Origin of the sequence: Streptomyces sp. NPDC004658 (assembly GCF_040609555.1) — a bacterium.
Lineage (GTDB): Bacteria > Actinomycetota > Actinomycetes > Streptomycetales > Streptomycetaceae > Streptomyces.
Genome location: NZ_JBEXKG010000001.1, coordinates 186,121 through 205,296, shown reverse-complemented (window position 1 = coordinate 205,296; position 19,176 = coordinate 186,121). Strand labels below are relative to the sequence as shown.

17 protein-coding genes, 1 tRNA gene and 1 pseudogene are annotated in these 19,176 nt (G+C 73.0%); 10 read left to right on the top strand and 9 right to left on the bottom strand.

Annotated features, from left to right (window positions below; translation table 11 throughout):
• Complete coding sequence (locus ABZV94_RS01100; RefSeq protein ID WP_356335871.1) at positions 1 to 588, bottom strand: TetR/AcrR family transcriptional regulator; 588 nt, start codon at positions 586 to 588, stop codon at positions 1 to 3.
• Positions 585 to 2,099 (bottom strand): 3-hydroxyacyl-CoA dehydrogenase, encoded by a 1,515-nt coding sequence (locus ABZV94_RS01095; RefSeq protein WP_356335869.1) that lies wholly within the window; start codon positions 2,097 to 2,099, stop codon positions 585 to 587. Before ABZV94_RS01095 ends, ABZV94_RS01100 begins: the two co-directional genes overlap by 4 nt.
• Before the next feature lie 158 nt (positions 2,100 to 2,257).
• On the opposite strand from ABZV94_RS01095, the gene paaN reads away from it, so the two are divergent.
• Positions 2,258 to 3,949 (top strand): phenylacetic acid degradation protein PaaN, encoded by a 1,692-nt coding sequence (paaN, locus tag ABZV94_RS01090; protein ID WP_356335867.1) that lies wholly within the window; start codon positions 2,258 to 2,260, stop codon positions 3,947 to 3,949.
• A 4-nt stretch (positions 3,950 to 3,953) separates the two neighbouring features.
• On the opposite strand, the gene ABZV94_RS01085 is transcribed toward paaN, so the two are convergent.
• From ABZV94_RS01085 to ABZV94_RS01075, 3 genes are read right to left on the bottom strand one after another with little or no spacing between them, the layout of a single operon-like run.
• On the bottom strand, positions 3,954 to 4,694 hold the full coding sequence (locus tag ABZV94_RS01085) for a TrmH family RNA methyltransferase (RefSeq protein ID WP_356335865.1): 741 nt from the start codon (positions 4,692 to 4,694) through the stop codon (positions 3,954 to 3,956).
• Positions 4,691 to 5,905: an HTTM domain-containing protein gene (locus tag ABZV94_RS01080; RefSeq protein WP_356335864.1), complete on the bottom strand. Its 1,215-nt coding sequence runs from the start codon at positions 5,903 to 5,905 to the stop codon at positions 4,691 to 4,693. Before ABZV94_RS01080 ends, ABZV94_RS01085 begins: the two co-directional genes overlap by 4 nt.
• Positions 5,902 to 6,663, bottom strand: a complete 762-nt coding sequence (locus tag ABZV94_RS01075; RefSeq protein ID WP_356335862.1) for a DUF5819 family protein — start codon at positions 6,661 to 6,663, stop codon at positions 5,902 to 5,904. Before ABZV94_RS01075 ends, ABZV94_RS01080 begins: the two co-directional genes overlap by 4 nt.
• Before the next feature lie 462 nt (positions 6,664 to 7,125).
• Between ABZV94_RS01075 and paaA the strand changes: the two genes are divergently transcribed.
• The 6 genes and pseudogenes from paaA to ABZV94_RS01045 all read left to right on the top strand — a co-directional run bounded on the left by paaA (position 7,126) and on the right by ABZV94_RS01045 (position 12,091).
• Positions 7,126 to 8,142, top strand: a complete 1,017-nt coding sequence (gene paaA / locus ABZV94_RS01070) for a 1,2-phenylacetyl-CoA epoxidase subunit PaaA (RefSeq protein WP_356335860.1) — start codon at positions 7,126 to 7,128, stop codon at positions 8,140 to 8,142.
• A complete protein-coding gene (gene paaB, locus ABZV94_RS01065; RefSeq protein ID WP_014673816.1) occupies positions 8,139 to 8,426 on the top strand; it encodes a 1,2-phenylacetyl-CoA epoxidase subunit PaaB in 288 nt (95 codons plus the stop codon). The genes paaA and paaB overlap by 4 nt, the downstream gene beginning before the upstream one ends.
• Complete coding sequence (paaC, locus tag ABZV94_RS01060) at positions 8,423 to 9,175, top strand: 1,2-phenylacetyl-CoA epoxidase subunit PaaC (protein WP_356335858.1); 753 nt, start codon at positions 8,423 to 8,425, stop codon at positions 9,173 to 9,175. The genes paaB and paaC overlap by 4 nt, the downstream gene beginning before the upstream one ends.
• Positions 9,169 to 9,702 (top strand): 1,2-phenylacetyl-CoA epoxidase subunit PaaD, encoded by a 534-nt coding sequence (gene paaD / locus ABZV94_RS01055; RefSeq protein ID WP_356335856.1) that lies wholly within the window; start codon positions 9,169 to 9,171, stop codon positions 9,700 to 9,702. The genes paaC and paaD overlap by 7 nt, the downstream gene beginning before the upstream one ends.
• The gene (locus tag ABZV94_RS01050; protein WP_356335855.1) at positions 9,702 to 10,766 is read left to right on the top strand and encodes a 2Fe-2S iron-sulfur cluster-binding protein; all 1,065 of its coding nucleotides are present in this window, start codon (positions 9,702 to 9,704) and stop codon (positions 10,764 to 10,766) included. Before paaD ends, ABZV94_RS01050 begins: the two co-directional genes overlap by 1 nt.
• A gap of 181 nt (positions 10,767 to 10,947) precedes the next feature.
• Positions 10,948 to 12,091, top strand: a pseudogene (locus tag ABZV94_RS01045) (acyl-CoA dehydrogenase family protein).
• A gap of 160 nt (positions 12,092 to 12,251) precedes the next feature.
• Here the strand turns inward: ABZV94_RS01045 and ABZV94_RS01040 are convergent.
• The 4 genes from ABZV94_RS01040 to ABZV94_RS01025 all read right to left on the bottom strand — a co-directional run bounded on the left by ABZV94_RS01040 (position 12,252) and on the right by ABZV94_RS01025 (position 15,519).
• Positions 12,252 to 12,581, bottom strand: a complete 330-nt coding sequence (locus tag ABZV94_RS01040; RefSeq protein WP_356335961.1) for a rhodanese-like domain-containing protein — start codon at positions 12,579 to 12,581, stop codon at positions 12,252 to 12,254.
• 49 nt (positions 12,582 to 12,630) lie between these two features.
• Positions 12,631 to 13,443: a hypothetical protein gene (locus tag ABZV94_RS01035; RefSeq protein ID WP_356335853.1), complete on the bottom strand. Its 813-nt coding sequence runs from the start codon at positions 13,441 to 13,443 to the stop codon at positions 12,631 to 12,633.
• 238 nt (positions 13,444 to 13,681) lie between these two features.
• Entirely contained in the window at positions 13,682 to 15,112 is a 1,431-nt protein-coding gene (locus ABZV94_RS01030) for a DUF2252 domain-containing protein (protein ID WP_356335851.1), read from the bottom strand.
• Between the two features lie 323 nt (positions 15,113 to 15,435).
• Positions 15,436 to 15,519: transfer RNA gene (locus ABZV94_RS01025), tRNA-Leu, on the bottom strand.
• A gap of 496 nt (positions 15,520 to 16,015) precedes the next feature.
• On the opposite strand from ABZV94_RS01025, the gene ABZV94_RS01020 reads away from it, so the two are divergent.
• From ABZV94_RS01020 to ABZV94_RS01010, 3 genes are all read left to right on the top strand, one after another.
• Positions 16,016 to 16,882, top strand: a complete 867-nt coding sequence (locus tag ABZV94_RS01020) for a DUF3662 and FHA domain-containing protein (protein WP_356335849.1) — start codon at positions 16,016 to 16,018, stop codon at positions 16,880 to 16,882.
• A 10-nt stretch (positions 16,883 to 16,892) separates the two neighbouring features.
• Complete coding sequence (locus ABZV94_RS01015; protein WP_356335847.1) at positions 16,893 to 17,423, top strand: FHA domain-containing protein; 531 nt, start codon at positions 16,893 to 16,895, stop codon at positions 17,421 to 17,423.
• Positions 17,424 to 17,563: 140 nt separating this feature from the next.
• Positions 17,564 to 19,159, top strand: a complete 1,596-nt coding sequence (locus tag ABZV94_RS01010; RefSeq protein WP_356335845.1) for a Stp1/IreP family PP2C-type Ser/Thr phosphatase — start codon at positions 17,564 to 17,566, stop codon at positions 19,157 to 19,159.
• Positions 19,160 to 19,176 lie beyond the last annotated feature (17 nt).

Genomic DNA, 19,176 nt, shown 5'->3' with positions numbered 1-19,176 from the left:
TCAGTCCCGGCGCAGTCCCGAGAACACCAGCCGGACGACGGCGTCGGCCACCTCACGGTCGCTCGCGCCCCGCACGTCCGGCCGGTACCACTCCACGATCGAGTTGATCATCCCGAAGACCAGCCGGGTGGCCAGGCGGACCTCCACGTCGCCGCGCACGTCCCCGTCGGCCGCCGCCGCCTTCAGCAGCTCGGCGACCCGGTGGTCGAAGTCGCGGCGCCGCTCCAGCGCCCAGCGCTCGGTCTCGGTGTTGCCGCGCACGCGCAGCAGCAGCGTCACATAGGGCAGCTCGGCCGTGAGCACCTCGACCATGCGGCGCACGACGTGCTCCAGCCGGTCGGCCGGACGCCCCACGCGCGCGTGCTCCTCGTCCAGGATCGCGAACAGGCCGTCCAGGGCGCGGCTGACGGCCCGGCGCAGCAGCTCCTCCTTGCCGCTGACATGGTGGTATATCGACGATTTGGAGATGCCGGCCGCCTTGGACAGGTGCTCCATGGAGGTGCCGTCGTAGCCGCGCTCGTTGAAGACGCGGACGGCGACGGAGAGCAGCGTCTCGGGGGTGTAGGTGTCGCGCTTGGCCGTGGTCATGAGGTGCCCTCCCGCTTGTCCTGGGCGTACGAGTGGCGGTAGAGCGCCAGGGAAGGCGCGTAGCGGCCGGAGGGGTCGCGCTCGTGCAGCTCGTCCAGCAGTTCGTGGGCCCAGGCGCGGGGCAGGCGGCGGCTCCACTCGAAGGGCCCGAGCGGGTAGTTGACGCCGAGGCGCATCGCGGTGTCGACGTCCTCCTCGGTGGCGACGCCCTTGGCGACGGCGTCGTGCGCGAGGTCGATGATCCGGGCGACCGTGCGGGCGACGATCATGCCGGGGATGTCGCCGATGACGCTGACCTGCTTGCCGAGCGCCTGGAAGAGGCCGGTGGCCTCGGCGAGGGTCTGCGGCAGGGTGTCCTGGGCGGTGGACAGGGCGATGCGGGTGGCCTGGCGGTAGTCCAGGGCGAGGTCGAAGAAGACGACGTCGCGGAACTCCACGGAGGTCTGGCCGTCGGCGAGGGCCAGCTGGCCGCCGCCGGGCAGCACCAGGCGGGTGCCGTTGTCCTCGTCCTCCTGGCGGACCTGGATGCCGGCCTCGCGGATCATCGCCAGCAGCTCGGCGGCCGGGCCCAGGTCCCCCTCGGCGATGACGTAGGCGGGCGGCTGCTCCTTGTCGGCGGTGTGCGGCTCGGGCCGCTCGGCTCCCTCGGCGTAGTCGTACCAGCCGCGCCCGCTCTTGCGGCCGAGCCGGCCGGACTCCACCAGCCGGCGCTGGGCCAGGGAGGGGGTGAAGCGCACGTCCTGGAAGAAGGACTGCCACACCGAGTGGGTGACGGACTCGTTGACGTCCTGGCCGATCAGGTCGGTCAACTCGAACGCGCCCATCCTGAAGCCGCCCGACTCGCGCAGGACCGCGTCGATGGTCGCGGGGTCGGCGGCCTGGGCCTCGTACACGGCGAACGCCTCGGCGTAGAACGGCCTGGCGATGCGGTTGACGATGAAGCCGGGAGTGTCCGCGCAGGCCACCGGGGTCTTGCCCCAGGCGCGGGCGGTCTCGTACGCGCGCGTGGCCGACGTGACGTCGGTGGCGAACCCGGAGACCACCTCGACCAGCGGCAGCAGCGGCGCCGGGTTGAAGAAGTGCAGGCCGACGAAGCGCCCGGGGTGGCGCAGGGCGCCGCCGATGGCCGTCACCGACAGCGAGGAGGTGTTGGTGGCGAGCAGGCAGTCCTCGGCGACGATCTCCTCCAGCTCGCCGAAGAGCCGCTGCTTGACGTCCAGCCGCTCCAGGACGGCCTCCACGACCAGCCCGCAGCCGGCCAGTTCCGCGAGGCTGTCCACGGGCGTCAGGCGGGCGCGGGCCGCCTCGCGGTCGGCTTCCGTGAGCCGGTCCTTGGCCACGAGCCGGTCGAGGCGGGCGCCGATCGCTTCGGCCGCGTCCCGGGCCCGCCCGGGTGCGGCGTCGTAGAGCCGCACGGGGTGCCCGGCGACCAGCGCGACCTGGGCGATTCCCTGGCCCATGGTGCCGGTGCCGACGACGGCCACGGGGCTGCTGAGGTCGAGTGCTGTCATGTGCGCGATCCTCCCGCACGGGGTTTTCCACAGATGCGGCGGACCCCCTTGAACCGACCGATCGTTCGGTTACTCTAGCTCTGACCGTCCCATCCCGCTGCTCTTTCTGCCAGGTCCGAACTCGACGACGAGTTCTCCAGACGAGGAGTTGGTCCCGCATGGCCGCCGAACTGACCGCACCCGGGCTGATCGAGAAACACCGGCCCACGCTCGACCAGGCCCTGGAGGCCATCCGCACCCGCGCGTACTGGTCCCCGCACCCCGAGCACCCCAAGGCCTACGGCGAGAACGGCAGCCTGGACGCCGCGGCGGGCAAGGCCGCCTTCGACGCCCTGCTGGGCACCCGCCTCGACCTCGGCCAGCCCGGCACGGACGACTGGGTGGGCGGCGAGGTCTCGCCGTACGGCATCGAGCTGGGCGTCACCTACCCGCACGCGGACGTCGACGTGCTGCTCCCGGCCATGCGGGCCGGGCAGCGGGCCTGGCGGGACGCGGGCCCGGAGGTCCGCGCGGTGGTCTGCCTGGAGATCCTCAAGCGGATCAGCGACCGGACGCACGAGTTCGCGCACGCCGTCATGCACACCAGCGGGCAGGCCTTCATGATGGCGTTCCAGGCGGGCGGCCCGCACGCCCAGGACCGCGGCCTGGAAGCGGTGGCGTACGCGTACGCGGAGCAGGTCCGCACCCCCGGAACGGCGGAGTGGACCAAGCCGCAGGGCAAGCGCGACCCGCTGGCGCTGACCAAGACCTTCACGCCGGTCCCGCGCGGGATCGGCCTGGTCATCGGCTGCAACACCTTCCCGACCTGGAACGGCTACCCGGGCCTGTTCGCCTCCCTGGCCACCGGCAACGCGGTCCTGGTCAAGCCGCACCCGCGCGCCGTGCTGCCGCTCGCGCTGACCGTCCAGGTCGCCCGGGACGTGCTGGCCGCCGCGGGCTTCGACCCGAACCTGGTGGCACTGGCCGCCGAGCGCCCCGGCGAGGGCATCGCGAAGACCCTCGCCACCCACCCCTCCATCAAGATCATCGACTACACGGGCTCGACGTCCTTCGGCGACTGGCTGGAGGCCAACGCCCGCCAGGCGCAGGTCTACACGGAGAAGGCCGGCGTCAACACGGTGCTCGTGCACTCCACGGACGACTACAAGGGCATGCTGTCCAACCTGGCGTTCTCGCTGTCCCTGTACAGCGGCCAGATGTGCACCACCCCGCAGAACCTGCTCATCCCCCGCGACGGCATCGGCACCGACCAGGGCCCCAAGACGTTCGACGAGGTCACCGCCGACCTCGCCCGCGCGGTCGACGGCCTGCTCGGCGACGACGCACGGGCGAACGCCCTGCTGGGCGCGATCGTCAACCCGGACGTCAAGGCCCGGCTGGAGGCCGCCGCCGGCCTCGGCGAGGTCGCCCTCGCCTCCCGCGAGGTCACCAACCCGGAGTTCCCGGGCGCGGTGGTCCGCACCCCGGTCATCGTCAAGCTGGACGGCGCCAAGCCGGACGACGAGGCGGCGTACATGAGCGAGTGCTTCGGCCCGGTCTCCTTCGCCGTCGCCGTCGACTCGGTGACGGACGCGGTGGAGCTGCTGCGCCGCACGGTCCGGGAGAAGGGCGCGATGACGGTCGGCGCGTACACCACGGACGCCGAGACCGAGAGGGCCGTCGAGGAGGTCTGCCTGGAGGAGGCGGCCCAGCTCTCCCTGAACCTGACCGGCGGGGTCTACGTCAACCAGACGGCCGCGTTCTCCGACTTCCACGGCTCGGGCGGCAACCCGGCGGCCAACGCGGCCCTCACCGACGGCGCCTTCGTCGCCAACCGCTTCCGGGTGGTGGAGGTGCGCCGGGAGGTCTGAGCGGCTACGCGCCCCCGGCGCTCCAGTGGTACAGCGTCATCGCCACGCTGGTGGCCAGGTTGTAACTGGAGACCTGCGGGCGCATCGGCAGGCGCAGCAGGTGATCGGCTCGGGCGCGGAGTTCCGGCGACAGGCCGGAGCGTTCCGAGCCGAAGGCCAGCACGGCGTCGTCGGGCAGCTTCGTGCCGCGGATGTCCTCGCCCTCCGGGTCGAGGGCGAACAGCGGCCCGGCGGGCAGCTCGTCGACGCCGAGGCGTTCGACGGCGGTCGCGAAGTGCAGACCCGCCCCGCCGCGCACCACCGTGGGGTGCCAGGGATCGAGCGTGCCCGTGGTGACCACACCGGTCGCCCCGAACCCGGCGGCGAGCCGGATCACGGCACCGGCGTTGCCCAGGTTGCGGGGGTTGTCCAGGACGACGACGGGCGCGGTGCGGGGCGTGCGGGCGAGCGCGCGCAGGTTGGCCTCGCGGGAGGGCCGTACCGCGAGGGCGGCCACACCGGTCGGATGGGGGCGCTGGACGAGGGAGGCGTACGCCTGGCCGCTCACCTCGACGAGGAGGGCGTCCAGGGTCTCGCGTACGTCCCCGGCCAGCTCCTCGGCGAGGGCCAGGGCGGCCCGCCGGTCGGTGGTGACCGCGACCGGCACCTCGGCCCCGAAGCGCAGCGCGTGCTTCAGGGCGTGGAAGCCGTCGAGGAGCACGGCGGTGTCCGCGTGCTCGCGCCAGCGGCTCAGCGGGTCGCTCATGCCGTGAACCCTACGTGGTCCGCCGCGTTCTCCTCCGGGGAGCGCGGCGCCGGGACCGTACGGCCGGCGCGCCGGGCGAGCCGCCCCCGCGCGCGCGCCGCCAGGTCGCCCAGCCGGCGCAGGAAGGACGTCGGCAGGAAGACCGCGTCGGCGGTGATCATGGCCAGCGAGAAGAACGGCAGCCCGAGGACGACCGCGATCACCGCGTGCTCGGTCATCATCAGCACCAGCAGGACGTTCTTGACCCGCCGGTTGAACAGGGTGAACGGGAAGGCGACCTGCACCATGACGGTGCCGTAGGCCACGATCATCATGATCGTGCCGCTGGACGACATCAGGTCGGCGAGGCCGGGCCAGGGCGAGAAGTAGTCCAGGTGGAGCGGGTAGTAGACGGCGGTGCCGTCCTGCCATCGCGAGCCCTGGATCTTGTACCAGCCGGCCGTGGCGTAGATCAGGCAGGCCTCCGCCATGATCACGACCAGGGCGCCGTTGTGCAGGATGTCGGCGATGACGTCCAGCAGCATCCGCGGCTGCTGCCAGGCCTCCCGGCGGCCGGCGACCCACCACAGCCCGAGCACCGCCCACACCGTCCACAGCAGCGCCGGGATCAGCCAGCCGTTGCCGAACAACCGGCCGGTCACCGCCGCCGTGCCCAGCGCGAGCCCGAGCACCGCCCACAGCACCGGCCCCACCCGGTCGGCGGGTGCCCGCTCGCCCCGCGCGCGTGCCGCCGCAGCGCGGGCCGCGCGCCGCGCGTCGAGGGACCAGACCTGCCCGCAGCGTGTGAACACCAGGTAGATGGCCATCAGGTGCAGGACGTTGTCGCCGCCGTCACCTATGAACACGCTGCGGTTCTGCAGCGACAGCACGCCCACCATGAAGAGCACGGAGGCCGTGCGGGTGCGCCAGCCGAGCATCAGGGCCGCACTGGCGAGGATGGCCAGCGTGTAGCAGCACTCGAACCAGAGCTGTCCGTCGGACCACAGCAGCGCCGTGAAGGCGTCGTTGTCCGCGGTGAGCTGCTTGGCGAGGTTCCAGCCCCACGGTCCGGAGGGGCCGTAGAGCTCCTGGCGGTGGGGGAACTCCCGCAGCAGGAACAGCATCCAGGTCCCGGCGAAGCCGATCCGGATCACGGCGCTCTGGTACGGCCCGAGGGCCGCCCCGGTGACCCGGGCGACACCGCGCGACAGCGTCAGGGAGAGACGGTTCACCGCACACCTCCGGCGGCCTCGTCGGCGGTCACGGACCACCAGGGCAGCAGGCGGTAGGCGGGCTTGTCGGACACCCGCTCACGGCTCCACGGCGGCGGCTGGACGTTGGTGGTGCGGGCACGGACCTGCACGCGCTGTATCACGCCGTCCCGTCTCGTCGGATCGTCCCGGTACAGGCGCATCACCACGATCCGGCGCATGTACTGCTCGGACAGGGAGCCGCGCAGGCCGACGGGCCGGTTGTCGGCGGCGTGCGTGGCGGTGAGGAAGTCCCAGGCCCGGCGCAGTTCGTTCTGCTGGGTGTGGCTGGGCGCCAGGTTGCCGTCGATGGCGGCGCCGTCCTGGGCGGACAGGTCGGTCCACCCGGTGGTGCGCAGGCCGCCGTCCCGCATCCGCACCTCGGCGCGGACCTGTACGGCGATGTTCTGCTGCAGCGGGTTGGGGGCGAACAGCTTCCAGTTCTGCTCGAACTCCGGGTACACCCACTCCTCTATCGCCTTGCCGTGCTGCTTCGTCACGGTGTTCGCGGGCGCGAGGCTGAGGAAGACCATCAGCAGGTGCACACACGCGGCCACGGCGACCACGGCGAGCGCCAGCGCCGCGCCGATCTGGTAGCCGGGGGAGAGCGCGGCGACGCCGGTGCGGGGCCGGGGCGCGTCGGCGGGCGGCGGGAGCTGCGCGGGTTCTTCCGGGAGACGCGTCCCGGCCGACCCGTCCGGGCCCTGTGGGCCCCGCGAGTCCTCGTCGTACGCGTCCATTCCGTCCCGTCCCCCGTTTCGGCTCATGTGGCTGGTCGGTCGCCGGTCCCGTGCGGTCGTGCGGCCCGTCGTGCGGCCCGGGGGCCGGCTGAGCGGGGCGGCGCGGGAGCGCACCACCAGACGCAAGGGTCTCGTCGTTCTCGAACGCCACGTCTCGGCGCTCGCACGGAACGGTACTCAGCCCCGGGCCCCGGGCGCAGCCCCGGGTACGGACCGACCGCGGTGGTCCTCGCCACGCGGTACGGCCAAGGGCGCGGGCCGCGGGCACGGCCTGCCGTGCCCTGTCCGCCTTGTCCACAGGCTGTGGGCGCAGTTTTCCACAGCGGTTGACACCCACCGCGGCCCGGCACACCATGGACTACGCACGGACCGAACGATCGGTCGGGGCGCTGGCCGGGACACTGGCCGGGACGTACCGACCGGACCGAGTTCACCGAGAGAGCCCGAGGTCAGGGGGATCGCATGGCCACAGCAGCCGCGCAGCGCACGGCCCACGCCGAGGCGCACGGCGCACCGGACACCGCCGACACGACGGCCTTCGAGCGCGCCTTCGACGCGGCCGTGGCCGCCGACGAACGCATCGAACCCCGCGACTGGATGCCCGACGCCTACCGCGCGACGCTCGTCCGGCAGATCGCCCAGCACGCGCACTCCGAGATCATCGGCATGCAGCCGGAGGCCAACTGGATCACCCGCGCGCCCTCCCTGCGCCGCAAGGCGATCCTGATGGCCAAGGTCCAGGACGAGGCCGGCCACGGCCTGTACCTGTACAGCGCGGCCGAGACCCTCGGCACCAGCCGCGACGAGCTGCTCGACAAGCTGCACAGCGGCCGCCAGAAGTACTCCTCGATCTTCAACTACCCGACCCTCACCTGGGCCGACGTCGGCGCGATCGGCTGGCTGGTGGACGGCGCCGCGATCACCAACCAGGTCCCCCTGTGCCGCTGCTCCTACGGCCCGTACGCCCGCGCGATGGTGCGGATCTGCAAGGAGGAGTCCTTCCACCAGCGCCAGGGCTACGAGCTGCTGCTGGCCCTCAGCAAGGGCACCCCCGAGCAGCACGCCATGGCCCAGGACGCCGTGGACCGCTGGTGGTGGCCGTCGCTGATGATGTTCGGCCCGCCCGACGACGAGTCCCAGCACTCCGCGCAGTCGATGCAGTGGAAGATCAAGCGCCACTCCAACGACGAGCTGCGCCAGCGCTTCGTGGACATCTGCGTCCCGCAGGCGGAGTCCCTGGGCCTCAGCCTCCCCGACCCGGAGCTGCGGTGGAACGAGGAGCGCGGGCACTACGACTTCGGCCCGATCGACTGGACGGAGTTCTGGGAGGTCCTCAAGGGCAACGGCCCATGCAACGAACAGCGGATCACCCAGCGCAGGCGCGCCCACGACGAGGGCGCGTGGGTACGGGAAGCGGCCGCGGCCTACGCGGCCAAGCACACCGGCGGCACCGGTGGGACAGGAGAGACGCGAGCATGAGCACCACCGACTGGCCCCTGTGGGAGGTCTTCGTGCGCTCCCGGCGCGGCCTCTCCCATACCCACGCCGGCAGCCTGCACGCGCCCGACGCCGAACTGGCCCTGCGCAACGCCCGCGATCTGTACACCCGGCGCGGTGAGGGCGTCTCCATCTGGGTCGTCCCGGCCGCCGCCATCACCGCGTCCTCGCCGGACGAGAAGGACCCGTTCTTCGAGCCGGCCGCCGACAAGCCCTACCGGCACCCGACCTTCTACGAGATCCCGGAAGGGGTGAAGCACCTGTGACCGCCACCGGCTCCGACGCCCGCCCCGCCCCCGGCTCCGCCGTCCCGGTGACCGCCGCGCTCGCCCTCGGCGACGACGCCCTCGTGCTCTCCCACCGCCTGGGGCAGTGGGCAGGGCACGCCCCCGTCCTGGAGGAGGAGGTCGCCCTCGCCAACATCGCCCTGGACCTGCTCGGGCAGGCCCGGGTGCTGCTGTCCCTGGCCGGCGACGAGGACGAACTGGCCTATCTGCGCGAGGAACGCGCCTTCTGCAACCTCCAGTTGGTCGAGCAGCCCAACGGCGACTTCGCGCACACCATCGCCCGCCAGCTCTACTTCTCCACCTACCAGCAGCTGCTCTACAGCGAACTCGCCGCGGGCGACGGCCCGTTCGCGCCGCTGGCCGCGAAGGCGGTGAAGGAGGTCGCCTACCACCGCGACCACGCCGAGCAGTGGACGCTGCGGCTGGGCGACGGCACCGAGACCAGCCACGAGCGGATGCGGCGGGCCTGCGAGGCGCTGTGGCGGTTCACCGGCGAGATGTTCCAGCCGGTGGAGGGTCTCACCGCCGACTGGGCCCGCCTGGAGGAGCACTGGCTGGACTCCGTGACCGACGTGCTCGGCCGGGCCACCCTCCCGGTCCCGGAGGGTCCGCGCACCGGAGCCTGGTCGGCGGGCGCCGGCCGGCAGGGTCTGCACACCGAGCCGTTCGGCCGGATGCTCGCCGAGATGCAGCACCTGCACCGCAGCCACCCAGGGGCGTCATGGTGACCGCCACCGCCCTGGAGGAGCGGCTGCTGGAGCTGGCCGGCGCGGTGCCCGACCCCGAACTGCCGGTGCTCACGCTCCGCGAGCTGGGCGTGCTCCGCGCGGTGCGTGTCCACGGCGCCGACGCCGTGGAGGTCGACCTGACCCCCACCTACACCGGCTGCCCGGCCATCGAGGCGATGAGCCTCGACATCGAGCGGGTGCTGCGCGCCCACGGCATGCGCGAGGTCACCGTCCGCACGGTGCTGAGCCCCGCCTGGTCCACCGACGACATCACCCCCGAAGGGCGGGAGAAGCTCCGGGAGTTCGGCATCGCCCCGCCACGCGTGCGCCATGACGACGGCCCGGTGCCGCTGGCCCTCGGCCCCACCCGCACGCGCGCCGCGGACACCGCAACCGAGCCGGTCCGCTGCCCGCACTGCGGATCGGCCGACACCGAACTGCTGAGCCGGTTCTCCTCCACCGCGTGCAACGCGCTGCGCCGCTGCCTGGCGTGCCGTGAACCGTTCGACCACTTCAAGGAGCTGTGATGGCCCGCTTCCACCCGCTCCCGGTGGCCGCGGTCGACCGGATCACCGACGACTCCGTCGCCCTCACCTTCTCCGTCCCGCCCGAGCTGCGCGAGGAGTTCCGGCACGCACCCGGCCAGCACCTGGCACTGCGCCGCCGGGTCGACGGCACGGAGATCCGGCGCACCTACTCGATCTGCTCCCCCGCCCCCGACCCGGCCGGCGAGGGCCCGGAGAGCCTGCGGGTGGGGGTGCGGCTGGTCGAGGGCGGGGCCTTCTCCGCGTACGCGCTGAAGGAGATCAACGTCGGGGACGTGCTGGAGGTGATGACCCCGGCGGGCCGCTTCACGCTGGAGCCGGCACCGGGCCTGTACGCGGCGGTCGTCGGTGGCAGCGGCATCACCCCGGTGCTGTCCATCGTCGCCACGCTGCTGGCGCGCGAGCCGGCGGCCCGGTTCTGTCTGGTACGCAGCGACCGTACGGCCGCCTCGACGATGTTCCTGGAGGAGGTCGCCGACCTGAAGGACCGCTACCCGGAGCGGCTTCAGCTGGTGACCGTGCTCTCCCGGGAGGAACAGCAGGCGGGCCTGCCGTCGGGCCGGCTCGACCGGGAGCGGCTCACCGGGCTGCTGCCCGCGCTGCTGCCCGTGGGCGAGGTGGCGGGCTGGTTCCTGTGCGGGCCGTACGGGCTGGTGCGGGGCGCGGAACAGGCGCTGCGCGAACTGGGCGTGCCCCGGGACCGGATCCACCAGGAGATCTTCCACGTGGACGCGGGCCCGGCCCGGACGGGCACGGCTCCGGCGCCCGCGCACAGCACCGTCACCGCGCGGCTCGACGGTCGCGGCGGCACCTGGCCGGTGCGGGAGGGCGAGTCACTGCTGGAGACGGTGCTGCGCAACCGGCCCGACGCGCCCTACGCCTGCAAGGGCGGGGTGTGCGGGACCTGCCGGGCCTTCCTGGTCGCGGGCGAGGTGCGCATGGACCGCAACTTCGCGCTGGAGACGGAGGAGACCGAAGCCGGGTACGTGCTGGCCTGCCAGTCCCATCCGCTGACGGAAAGAGTGGAGCTGGACTTCGACCGCTGAGGCCGCAGGACCGTTCCCTTCTCCTAGAACCTGTTCTGTCTTGACGGGCCGTCAGACGGACAGGCCGGCAACCCGGCAGCCACCGACCGCCGCCCCCGGACCGTCGGACGAACGCAGGCCGGCCGTCCTGACGAGCGGACGACCGGACGACGGATCACCGGGCCCGCCAGGAGGACAGGCCGTGGACTTCACCTTCAGCGAGGAGCAGCAGGCGGCGGCCGAGGCGGCACGCGGGGTGTTCGCCGGGGTCGCGCCGGACGCGGTGCCCAGCCCGGCGCTCACCCCCGGGCGCCGTGGCCGAGGGCTTCGACCGGGCGCTGTGGTCCCGGCTCGCCGACGCGGACCTGCTGAGCCTGCTGCTCGGCGAGGCACACGGCGGGGCGGGCCTGGACGCGATCGCGCTGTGCCTGGTGCTGCGCGAGGCCGGCCGGGTGCTCGCCCGGGTGCCGCTGCTGGAGCACTGCGCCGCCGCGGCGGCCGTGCAGGCCTACGGCGGCCCGGAGCAGGCGGACCGGATGCTGGTCCGGGCGGGCCGCGGCGAGCTGGTGCTGACCGTCGCGGCGCAGGGCCGTACCGGCCACGACCCGGCCGAGCTGGCCGTCACCGCACGGCGGGAGGGGCGGGCCTGGCTGCTGGACGGGGTGCAGACGGCGGTGCCGTGGGCGTTCGACGCGGACCTGGTCGTCGTACCGGCGCACGTCGAGGGCACGGCCGGCGACCGGACGCTGCTGGCGCTGGTGCCGCGTGCGGCGGACGGGCTGGTGCTCGCCGAGCAGGTCTCCACCAGCGGTGAGCGGCTGGCCGAGCTGCGGCTGCGGTCCGTGCGGGTCGGGCCCGGCGAGGTGATCGAGGCCGACGGCGCCTGGGAGTGGCTGCACGGGCTGCTGGTGACGGGCACGTGCGCGCCGGCGCTCGGACTGGGCGAGCGGGTGCTGCGGATGACCGGGGAGTACACCGGCAAGCGGGAGCAGTTCGGGTACCCGATCGCGACGTTCCAGGCGGTGGCCGTGCAGGCCGCGGACCGGTACATCGACCTGCGCGCCATGGAGGCCACCCTCTGGCAGGCCGCGTGGCGGATCGCCTCCGGGGCGCCGGGGGCGCTGCCCGCCGCCGGGGACATCGCCGTGGCGAAGATCTGGGCGGCGGAGGGGGTGCGGCGGGTGGTGCAGACGGCACAGCATCTGCACGGCGGGTTCGGCGCGGACACCGACTACCCGCTGCACCGCCATCACGCCTGGGCCGAGCACCTGGAGCTGGCGCTCGGCCCGGCGGCGGCGTACGAGGAGAGGCTGGGCGACCTGCTGGCCACCCACCCCCTCGGCTGACGGCAGCCGGGAGTCCGGTGGCCCGGAGTCCGGTGGCCCGGAGTCCGGTGGCCGGGAGTCCTGTGGCCGGTGGTTTTGCCCGGTGATCAGTAACCCGTCTCCAGGAAGACCCGGGACCGCTGACCAGAAGAGCCGGGCCGCCGGCCTAAACGGCCCCGCGCTACAGGACGAAGCCCGGCTTGCCGTCGTCGGTGACGACCGGGCGGCCGGCGGCCTGCCAGTGCTGCATGCCGCCGTCGACGTTCACCGCGTCGACGCCCTGCTGGACCAGGTACATGGCGACCTGCGCGGAGCGGGCGCCCGAGCGGCAGATGACGTGGACCCGTCCGTCCTGCGGGGCGGCCTCGGTCAGCTCGCCGTAGCGGGCCACGAACTCGCTGAGGGGGATGTGCAGGGACCCCTCGGCGTGGCCCGCCTGCCACTCGTCGTCCTCGCGGACGTCCAGCAGGAAGTCGCCGTCCTTGAGGTCCGTGACCTGGACCGTGGGCACACCAGCTCCGAAATTCATGGTTCCGACGCTACCCGAAGCGAGGGGTCGGTCAGGCCTGGCCCAGCAGGGCGGCCAGTTCGGCCTCCCGCTGGGCGATGTCGGCGCGCAGCCGGTCGGCGATCTCGTCGAGCAGCCCGTCGGGGTCGTCCGGGGCGAGGCGGAGCATGCCGGCGATCGCGCCCTCCTCCAGTTCGCGGGCGACGAAGGTGAGCAGCTCCTTGCGCTGGGCGAGCCATTCGAGGCGGGCGTACAGCTCCTCGGCGGGGCTCGGACGGCGCTCGGGCGGTACCGGCCCGGCGGCCCACTCCTCGGCCAGCTCCCTGAGCAGGGTCTCGTCGCCGCGGGCGTAGGCGGCGTTGACCCGGCTGAGGAACTCCTCGCGCCGCTTCTGCTCCGCTTCCTCCTGGGCCAGGTCCGGGTGGGCCTTGCGCGCGAGCTCGCGGTAGAGCTTGCGGGCCTCCTCGCTGGGCCGCACCCGCTGCGGCGGCCGTACCGGCTGGTCGGTGAGCATGGCGACGGCCTCCGGGAACAGGCCGTCGCCGTCCATCCAGCCGTGCAGCAGCTCCTCCACGCCCGGCATCGGCATCACCCGGGCACGAGCCTCGGCGGCGCGGCGGATGTCCTCCGGGTCACCGGAGCGGGCGGCCTTCGCCTCGGCGATCTCCGCGTCCAGCTCCTCGATGCGGGTGTAGAGCGGGCCGAGTCGCTGTTCGTGGAGGCGGGCGAAGTTCTCGACCTCGACGCGGAAGGTCTCCACGGCGATCTCGTACTCGATCAGCGCCTGCTCGGCGGTCCGTACGGCCTGCTCCAGCCGTTCCTCGGGGCGGGGGGCCTGGGACTGGTCGGCTTCCGGGGTCGTCACCCGCCCAGCGTAGCCGCCGGGCCGGGGCGACCGGACCGGGCCGGGCGGCAGCGGTCCGCGAGCGTTCCGGCCCGCTGCCGAGTACCCGGTGCGCCCGCTGCCGGGTGCCGGGTGCCCGTGCCCGTCAGTGCGGCTCCCCGCGCCCTGGCACACCGCAAGCCGGAAAGCCGCAAGCCGGAAAGCCGCATGCCAAGAAGCCGCAGACCGGGAAGCCGCCGGCCCGCGGAAGCCGACGCCGTCACACCCCCATCTCGGCCTCGATCCGCCCCGTCTTGATCCCCGCGACCAGCTCGGCGTGGTCCGCCTCCGTGCGGTCGGCGTAGGCGACGGCGAACGCGGCCATCGCCTCGTCCAGCTCCTCGTTCTTGCCGCAGTAACCGGCGATCAGGCGGGGGTCGGCACTGTGGGAGTGGGCGCGGGCCAGCAGGGCGCCGGTCATGCGGCCGTAGTCGTCGATCTGGTCGGCGGCGAGGGCGGCCGGGTCGACGCTGCCCTTGCGGTTGCGGAACTGCCGCACCTGGTACGGGCGCCCCTCGACGCTGGTCCAGCCCAGCAAGGCGTCGCTGACGACCTGCATCCGCTTCTGCCCGAGGACCACCCGGCGCCCCTCGTGCGGCACCGCGGGCGCCTCGAAACCGGCCGTGACCAGGTGCGGGACGAGCGCGGAGGGGCGGGCCTCCTTCACCTGGAGGACCAGGGGCTCGCCACGGTGGTCGAGGAGCAGGACGACGTAGGACCGGGTGCCGACGCTGCCGGTGCCGACGACCCGGAAGGCGACGTCGTGCACGGCGTGGCGGGCGAGCAGGGGGTGGCGGTCCTCGCCGAGGGTGTCGACGTACGACTCCAGGGACGCGGCGACCGCCGCGGCCTCCGCGTCCGGTACGCGGCGCAGCACCGGCGGCGCGGGCACGAACCGGCGTCCGCCGTCCGGCACCGGCTCGGTCGACTTCGCCGCGAACCGGCCGCTGGTGTTCGCCCGGGCCTTCTCCGAGACCCGCTGGAGCGTGCCGAGCAGGTCGTGGGCGTCGGTGTGGGAGACGAGTTCCTCGTCGGCGATGGCGTTCCAGGCGTCGAGCACGGGGAGCTTGGCGAGCAGGCGCATGGTGCGGCGGTAGGCGCCGGCCGCGTCCCGGGCCGCGGCGCGGCAGGTGTCCTCGTCGGCGCCCGCCTCGCGGCCGGCGAGCACCAGCGAGGCCGCGAGCCGCTTGAGGTCCCACTCCCAGGGGCCGTGCGCGGTCTCGTCGAAGTCGTTGAGGTCGATGACGAGGTCGCCGCGGGCGTCGCCGTACAGCCCGAAGTTCGCCGCGTGGGCGTCACCGCAGATCTGGGTGCCGATCCCGGTCGTGGGGGTGCGCGCGAGGTCGTACGCCATGAGTCCGGCGGAGCCGCGCAGGAAGGCGAAGGGGGTGGCCGCCATCCGGCCCACGCGCAGCGGGGTCAGTTCGGGGATACGGCCGGCGTTGGACGCGGCCACCGCGCTCACCGCGTCGGGGCGGGCGGCGTCCAGGTCCAGCGTGCGGTGGGCGGAGCGCGGCACGCTCGACCGCAGCGCCTTGCCCTCCTCCTTCGGCGATCCCTGCGGCGGCCATGCGGCGAACCCGCGCACCCGGGGCAGGCGGCGCCCGCCCCGGTCCGCCCCGTCCGTCACTCCCACATCGGTTCCGGTCACCGAGACCGCCTCCCCCGCACGGTCCGTCCGCCTTCGAGCAGGCGACGGTACGAACATCAACTCGGGGAGACCGTACAACCGGTGGCCGAAACGCGTCAGACCCTGTGGACAACTCCGCGGCGCCGCACCGGCCGACGGTCCCCGGCCGGTGCGCCGTCTGCCGTCGTGTCACGTGTCACACCACCGGGAGTCCGGCCGCGATCACGACCGGAACCGGACGGCGCTCCACACCCGCTCCCGGCCCTGAGAGCTTCCTCACACCGCGACGCGCCGCAATACGACTACGGGCCCACCGTTTTCACGATGGGCCCGTAGCCTCTGTGTGCGCGAGGGGGGAGTTGAACCCCCACGCCCTTGCGGGCACTGGAACCTGAATCCAGCGCGTCTGCCTATTCCGCCACCCGCGCATTGGGTGTGTCTTCCGGCTCCGGCCCCTTCGGCCCGGCCCCTTCCGACACCCAGAACATTAGCACGTCGTACGGGGTGGATTCACATCCCTTCCCGCCGGCCCCCGCCCCCGGCCACCAGCCCCGGCGCACGCGCCACCCGCATCAACGACGCGCCCGCCGAACGCCGCACGTATCAGGGAGGCGCGCTTCTCGTATCAACCTCGTACCGGTCCGGGCCATCTCCCCGGGAGGCGGACCGGGTCCACAGCCGGGTGCGGGACACTGGACTTCGCCCGCCTCTACGATCCATGCCAGCAGGACACGCACCCGGGAGTTCGAAGGGGAGCCGCTGGGGGAACCGGCTGATTGGCGGGCGCGTAGATACGATCAGTGAGCAGTACCAGCAGTACCCGGCAGGCAGCCGCCCGAGCAGCGGCCGAGCAGCGGCCAAGGCAGCGGCCAAGGCAGCGGCACAGAGCAGGCAAGACGACGGCAGGGACGGAGGAGGTGCCCCATGGGAGTCCTGAAGAAGTTCGAGCAGCGTCTCGAAGGTCTGGTGAACGGCACCTTCGCCAAGGTCTTCAAGTCCGAGGTCCAGCCCGTGGAGATCGCCGGAGCGCTCCAGCGGGAGTGCGACAACAACGCCACCATCTGGAACCGTGACCGGACCGTCGTGCCCAACGACTTCATCGTGGAGCTGAGCGCGCCGGACTACGAGCGCCTCAGCCCCTACTCCGGGCAGCTCGGCGACGAGCTGGCCGGCATGGTGCGCGACTACGCCAAGCAGCAGCGCTACACCTTCATGGGCCCGATCAAGGTCAACCTGGAGAAGGCCGACGACCTGGACACCGGCCTGTACCGGGTGCGCTCGCGCACCCTCGCCTCCTCCAGCAGCCAGCCCGGCCAGCCGGCTCCCGGCGCCCCGGCGGCCGGCCGCCCCGCGGCGGGCGCCCCCGGTGGCTACGGCTACCCGCCGGCCGCCCCGCCCGCGGGCGCGCCCCCGATGCCGTCCGCGCCGCCGCCCGGCACCCGCCCCGGCGGGTACGGCTACCCGCAGCCCGCCACACAGCGGCCGGCCGCGGCCCCGATGAGCGGCGCGCGCACCCGCTACTGGATCGAGATCAACGGCACCCGCCACCAGATCTCCCGCCCGACGCTGGTGCTGGGCCGCAGCACCGACGCCGACGTGCGGATCGACGACCCCGGCGTGTCCCGCCGGCACTGCGAGATCCGGACCGGAACGCCCTCGACGATCCAGGATCTCGGCTCCACCAACGGCATCGTGGTGGACGGGCAGCACACCACCCGCGCTACGCTCCGCGACGGCTCGCGGATCGTCGTGGGCAGCACCACCGTTATCTATAGGCAAGCCGAAGGGTGAAGCGGGGGCAATGTCAGAGCTGACCCTCACGGTCATGCGGCTGGGTTTCCTGGCCGTACTGTGGCTGTTCGTGATCGTGGCCGTGCAGGTCATCCGGAGCGACCTGTTCGGTACGCGCGTCACCCAGCGCGGATCGCGTAGGGAGGCGGCCCGGCCCCAGCAGTCGGGCCGGCAGCAGACCCGGCAGCAGGCCGCGCCTCCGCCGCAGCGCGGCCAGCAGGGCGGCGGCGGCCGGCGTGGCCGCAACGCCCCCACCAAGCTGGTCGTGACCGAGGGCACACTGACCGGCACCACCGTCGCGCTCCAGGGCCAGACGATCACCCTGGGCCGGGCGCACGACTCCACGATCGTGCTGGACGACGACTACGCCTCCAGCCGCCATGCCAGGATCTACCCGGACCGTGACGGCCAGTGGATCATCGAGGATCTCGGTTCCACGAACGGCACCTACCTGGACCGGTCCCGGCTGACGACCCCCACACCGATCCCGCTGGGCGCGCCGATCCGCATCGGCAAGACCGCAATCGAGCTGCGGAAGTAGTGCTACGTCATGAATGAGCGCGAGCGGAGCGAGCACGCAGCGGCAGGCCGCAACCCGGTCTCCGGCGCGCTCCCGACCGGAGGGTGGGCAGTGTGGCTCGACACGACCGGCTGCATTCGGAGCCGACGGGCGAGGTGCGCATGAGTCTGTCACTGCGCTTTGCCGCCGGATCGCACAAAGGCATGATCCGGGAGGGCAACGAGGACTCCGGTTACGCCGGTCCGCGCCTGCTCGCCATCGCCGACGGCATGGGCGGCCAGGCGGCGGGCGAGGTCGCCTCCTCCGAAGTGATCTCCACCCTGGTCACGCTCGACGACGACGTGCCCGGCTCCGACATCCTCACCTCCCTCGGCCAGGCCGTGCAGCGCGCCAACAACCAGCTGCGCGCCATGGTCGAGGAGGACCCCCAGCTCGAAGGCATGGGGACGACCCTCACCGCGCTGCTGTGGACCGGCCAGCGGCTCGGCCTCGTGCACGTCGGCGACTCGCGCGCGTACCTGCTCCGTGACGGTGTGCTCACCCAGATCACCCAGGACCACACCTGGGTGCAGCGGCTCGTGGACGAGGGCCGCATCACCGAGGAAGAGGCCACCACCCACCCGCAGCGCTCGCTGCTGATGCGCGCCCTCGGCAGCGGCGAGCACGTCGAGCCCGACCTGTCGATCCGCGAGGTCCGGGCCGGCGACCGCTATCTGATCTGCTCCGACGGCCTGTCCGGCGTGGTCTCCCACCAGACGATGGAGGAGACCCTCGCCAGCTACCAGGGCCCGCAGGAGACCGTGCAGGAACTGATCCAGCTCGCGCTGCGCGGCGGCGGCCCCGACAACATCACGGTCATCGTCGCCGACGTGCTCGACCTGGACACCGGTGACACCCTCGCCGGACAGCTGTCCGACCAGCCCGTCGTGGTCGGCGCCGTCGCCGAGAACCAGCACCACCTGCACGACAACGGCATCATGCAGACCCCGGCCGGCCGCGCCTCCCACCTGGGCCGTCAGGGCCAGGGGCACGGCGGCGGCGAGTTCGGCCCGCCCGGCTCCGGCGACACCACCGGCTACATCCCCGCCGACGGCTTCGGCGACTACGCCGACGACGACTTCACCAAGCCGCGCAAGCGGCGCAGATGGCTGAAGACCTCGTTCTACGGCGTCCTCGCCCTCGCCGTCGTCGGCGGCGGCCTGTACGGCGGCTACCGCTGGACACAGACCCAGTACTACGTCGGCGCCAAGGACGAGCACGTCGCGCTGTACCGCGGGATCAGCCAGGACCTGGCCTGGGTGTCGCTGTCGGAGGTGGAGAAGGACCACCCCGAGATCGAACTCAAGTACCTGCCGCCGTACCAGCAGAAGCAGGTGAAGGCGACGATCGCGGAGGGCGGCCTCCAGGCGGCCCAGACGAAGGTCCAGGAGCTGGCCGTACAGGCTTCCGCCTGCCGCAAGCAGGCCGAGCGCCAGGCGGCCGAGCGCGCCCGGAACGACGCCAAGAAGGGCCAGGGCAAGACCGGCGGCACCACCGGCACGTCCACGGGTACCGGCACGTCCACGGGTACCACCACGCAGACCGCCTTCGTCAAGGCCACCCCGACGCCGAACACGACCCCGAACCCGTCGGCCTCGAAGACGTCCCCGGCGTCCCCTTCGAAGTCTCCGTCCACGACCCCGTCCGCGACCCCCAGCCCCGGCCCCACTCTCTCGGAGGATGAGCAGAAGGTCGTCTCGCTGTGCGGTAAGCAGTAGGCAAGCCGTGAGAGGCC